Origin of the sequence: Microvirga tunisiensis (assembly GCF_009296175.1) — a bacterium.
Lineage (GTDB): Bacteria > Pseudomonadota > Alphaproteobacteria > Rhizobiales > Beijerinckiaceae > Microvirga > Microvirga tunisiensis.
The window spans coordinates 1-4,291 of the sequence record NZ_VOSK01000452.1 but is presented as its reverse complement, the minus strand read 5'-3'; the positions used below and the strand labels follow the sequence as shown (position 1 = coordinate 4,291).

Below are 4,291 nucleotides of genomic sequence, written 5' to 3'. Positions count from 1 at the left end.
CCATGGCTCGAAGCGTTAACATGACCGACGAACACCTGCCCGGCGCGGCTGCGCTGCTGTGGGTCGAGACGCAGATCGAGGTCGATACCGACGAGGACGGCTGCGTGTTGGTCGACATCTTCAACGACGATCCGATCCTCAGCGCCGTCCGGCTCCTGAGCCCCTTCAGCGCCCGCCTGATGGCCGATGCCTTGCTGGAAGCAGCGAAGCTGGCCGAGGGCCGCAACCCGATGAACGAACCGTGCCAGGGGAGAGCATGATGCGACATGACATGAAACGCCGTCGCGCTGCCGCCGCCCGCAGGGGCCGCTGCCAGCTGGCTGCGGAAATCCTGCCCCTGCTGCGCGAAGGCAAGGTCGAGGCCGCCGTGGAGCGGCTGGAGGCGGAGATCAGGCCACCTAGCCGACCGAAGGAGACCGGCCATGAACAACCAGTTTGAGAAGCCCGGCCCGTATGGCTGGATCGGTCTCCTGGCCGTCGCCATCGCGCTGCACGTCAGCCACAACGACTTGCCGACACTCTACCCAGGTGACTTGGTTGCCATGGCCGTGCTCGGCCTAATCTTGATTTATTGCATACGGGGCAAGCGAAAGCTCCCCGGACAGCAGGGCGCGGGCGAGAGCATCGGTTTTCGACTTGGCCAGACGCTGAAGCGCATTGTCCGGCCCCGTTAACGCCTCGCGCGTGCGGCCAGCCCGCATCAATTCGGCGAGCTGGTTGGCCTTGCGCTTGGTGAGCCGATCCGACAGCACCTTCGCGCCCGCGCCGGTCAGCGGAGCCGCGATGGCCCAAGGATGGCCCGCGAGCAGTCCGCTGACGGCACCGCCGACCGAGGCCCCGCCGAGTGGCCCCTGCGGGGCGAGCAGGTCGCCGGTGAGCCGTGTCGCCTTGCGCGAGAGGGAGCCCTTGGCCACGTCCCTGACCGCCGCCAGTTCGTCCGGCGTGAGGTTGTCCATCGTCTGCGGCAGCCTGCCGACCAGCGTGCGCGTGGCCCGCTCCGGGTTCGCGGCCAGCTCGGCCTCGCGGAGCGCACGCTCCACGGCATCGGATTTCGCCACCCGGCCCCGCAGGCCGAGGGCTTCCTTCAGCGACGCCGCGCCCTCAGCCGCCTGCGCCTGTGCAGTCAGCTCCTCGGTCGAGGGTACGGACGGCTTTTTCTTGAGCGCCTGAGCCAATCTGTGCGTGACCCCGCCCACTGCCTGGGCTGCCGCTGTGCCGCCAGCGCCCGCCGCAGCACCGAGCAAGGCGGCATCACCCACATTCTGGTCGTGTCCCGCCCCATGCAGCGCACCATAGCCTGCCCCTTCGGCACCGCCCGCAATCAGCCGGGCTCCGAGCGTCTTGGCCCGCGACAGGCTCTGCGGAATAAGGCGAGCGGCGGTCACGCCCGCTTTCGCGGCAGCGCCCATCGGCAACAAGGCTCCGCCGATTTCAGCCGCCGTCCCGGCGTAACCGGCGCGGGCCTTGGCATCCCCGGTTGCTTGGCGGTGAAGTTGCAGCGCCTCGTCGTAGTCCATGTCGGAACGGCCCGCTGCCTCGATCCCGGCAAGCAGCTTGTCGCCGAAGCCAAAGCTCGCGCCGTCGAGCCCCAGGCGCGCGATGTCCATCGTGGCCCGGCCAGCCTTGTGCAGTGGGCTCATGGCCTCGAACTCAGCCTGCACGCGGACTTCGCGCGCCTTGGTGTCTTTGTGCTCACGGGCACGCATGGCAGCCCGTGCTCTCGCCCGTGCTCTGGCGAGGTCCAGGCCCTCGACTTCCTGACGTTTCGCCGCCTCCCAGGGTTTCTCGGCGTCCTCGGGGAATTCATCTTCCGATGGCATGGACGATGGCTTCTGCTGCGCCGTCTCCTGCTCGCGCTTAGCCTTCTCCCATGGCTTGAGACCATCCGCCTGCGCTTCGGCGGCCCGCTGGCGCTCGTTGGTGGCGTTGGCCTGCGAGGCATCGCCGCTGGGGCGCGGCGCGACGCTTGGGGCCGCGCTGCCGCGAGACGGCTGGCTCTGACCGGATGGGGGGACGGAGGAGGCATCGGAAGACGAAGGAGCATCGTCGAGGCCGAGGCTCTGGCTCGCCAGGGCATTCTGGATGTCCGACCATGCCTGCTCGTCGGCTTCCTTCTCCTGGCTCGTCGCGCGCTTGGCCAGGAGGGCTCCCATCAGTTTCGAGCCCACGTCCAGCATGCCTGCCGTGTTTGAGTACACCTGCGTCGGCTGGTTGCCCTTCAGCAGCATTTCGGCCAGCGCCTGCTGCTGCGAGGTGTCGGACGTGTCCCGCTTCTGCCGGGAGGTCGGCGGCGCGTACATGTCGACCAGTTTCACCTTCGGCGTCGTCACGCTCCTTCTTGGCGTTATCGTCTTCGCATCTCAGGGCAGCGGGGCGGCGGGGGAGCGGAACCCGCCTTGCGCTGCATCAAAGTATAAGACCGAATGATCAGCCGGTCCAAGCCGCAGTGCCACCAGCCCGGCTGTTGCTCTGGCGTTTAAACGCAATCCGTAGGACGGCGCAAAGCCAGCTATTGTTTGCCCGCCCTGGAGATGCGGCTACGCCGATTGGTGTTCGGGACCAGGCGGGGATGGTGCCGTTTCCGGCCTCTCTTCTCGCTAGGCCGTTAGCACTTGAATGCTGCTCCCTGCCCTGGACGCAGCAGGGTGGTAGGGAGTATTATAAAGCGCAATTCTCGCTCATAACCAGTCGGGCGGCGGAGTGCCTAGGCCCGGCTACAGCGAATGCCAGGGGGCCGTGGCGCCCATACAACTCTCGTGCGCAGGAGTTCGGAACGAAGATCCGGTGGGCGCGAAGGGAGAAAGCAGTCATGGCGGAAATAATTGGCAGCCCCAGCGCCGATCACCTCATCGGCACACCCGAGGCCGACCGCATCCGCGGTTTCGGCGGCAGAGACACCCTTGAGGGCCTCGGAGGGAACGACCGCATCGAAGGTGGCGACACCGACATTGGGCGAACCGGCCAAGAGGCCGGCGGGGCCATTGGCACCGTAGTTGGCGGCATAGTCGGCTTCTTTGCCGGCAATCCCGGCGCCGGCGCCGGCGCCGGCGCCGCGGCCGGCGGCCTGATCGGCTTCATCTTCGACAGCCGGGCCGCTAACAGAAACAACCCCGATACGCTCTTCGGCGGTGACGGCGACGATACTCTTCTCGGGCAGCGCGGCGACGATTATCTCAGCGGGGACGCCGGTAACGATAGCCTCGATGGCGGCCCTGGTAACGATACTCTCGTCGGCGATCTTCTTCTCCTCTTCGGCAATGATCCCCGCGGCTTCGGCAGCGACACCCTCGACGGCGGCCCCGGTAACGATCTTCTCTTCGGCCTCCGCGGCGGCGACGCTTTTGTCTTCGTCGTCACGCCTCTTCCTCCTGCCATTGGTGGCGTAGCTGGCCCTACTACTGGCGGCGGTGGCGTGGCTGGCCCCCTCCCTGATGTGGTTGGCTCCCTCCCTCTTGTGACTGGCCCCGTCGGTGGTGCGGCTGCCCCCCTCGCTGGTATCGACCCTTTCACCTTCAACAACGACACCGTCATGGACTTTTCGAGGTTTGAGTTGGAGAGGGACCGCATCTTTGTGGACGTCCCCAACCCCGCCGTCGCGCGAGCCATGGTCGACAACGCTCGCCCCTTCGACGTGATCAACGACGCCGATCGCAACGTGGACGCCGTGCCGGGCGGCCTGCGGCTGGACTTCGGTCCGGGGAACACTCTCACCGTCCGAGGCGTGACCTCCCTGACGGTGGGGGAGGACATCTTCTTTATTTGAGGCGCCCACCGTGCGGGCCACGAGCCGCACCACCCTGACCTCTATCGATGGTCGGCAGAGTATCACGAGCCGCGCCTCCCCGAGTGGGTATGCCAGCTCCACACACGACTTCCGCGAAATCGCGGCCGGTTGTCTTGCGCCCGCTTGAGACGACGGGCGCTTTCTTTTTGCCAAGACAGGATGTTCAGGACGAGCAGCCTCACAGGTCGCGGCTGTCCCGCTTCGCCTGCGCCAGTTCCATAAACGATCGTGTCGGAAATTCGCCGCTATGGGATTTGGAAGAAATTCAGTTACCTCAAAAGGTTACAGTGATGAAAACCGAACATCCGCCGACATCCTGCCTTGGATCGGACAAGATATCCGCGCCGCAATACTCAATCAGCTTAGGTTGCGGGATGATCATGACCTTGGAAGAGCCTTTTCCTCTGGATGCTGTTCCGTCGCGGGTGAGAGCCGCAATCCTGAACGCGTTCAAGGGCCGCTGTCCCAGCGTGCGAGAGATGGCCGAGATTTCAGACCGCGATTGGC

At 65.9% G+C, this 4,291-nt stretch carries 5 protein-coding genes; 4 read left to right on the top strand and 1 reads right to left on the bottom strand.

Annotated features, from left to right (window positions below; all coding sequences use genetic code 11):
• Both FS320_RS39105 and FS320_RS45595 read left to right on the top strand, forming a co-directional pair.
• On the top strand, nt 1-260 hold a 260-nt coding region (locus FS320_RS39105; RefSeq protein WP_210252245.1), incomplete at its 5' end, for a hypothetical protein.
• 11 nt (nt 261-271) lie between these two features.
• The gene (locus tag FS320_RS45595; protein ID WP_153885393.1) at nt 272-439 is read left to right on the top strand and encodes a hypothetical protein; all 168 of its coding nucleotides are present in this window, start codon (nt 272-274) and stop codon (nt 437-439) included.
• A 118-nt stretch (nt 440-557) separates the two neighbouring features.
• On the opposite strand, the gene FS320_RS39100 is transcribed toward FS320_RS45595, so the two are convergent.
• Complete coding sequence (locus FS320_RS39100) at nt 558-2,330, bottom strand: hypothetical protein (protein WP_152717758.1); 1,773 nt, start codon at nt 2,328-2,330, stop codon at nt 558-560.
• A gap of 479 nt (nt 2,331-2,809) precedes the next feature.
• Between FS320_RS39100 and FS320_RS39090 the strand changes: the two genes are divergently transcribed.
• Entirely contained in the window at nt 2,810-3,763 is a 954-nt protein-coding gene (locus FS320_RS39090) for a calcium-binding protein (RefSeq protein WP_162003533.1), read from the top strand.
• Between the two features lie 134 nt (nt 3,764-3,897).
• A partial coding sequence (locus FS320_RS47340; protein ID WP_210252244.1) for a hypothetical protein occupies nt 3,898-4,291 on the top strand: 394 nt, incomplete at its 3' end.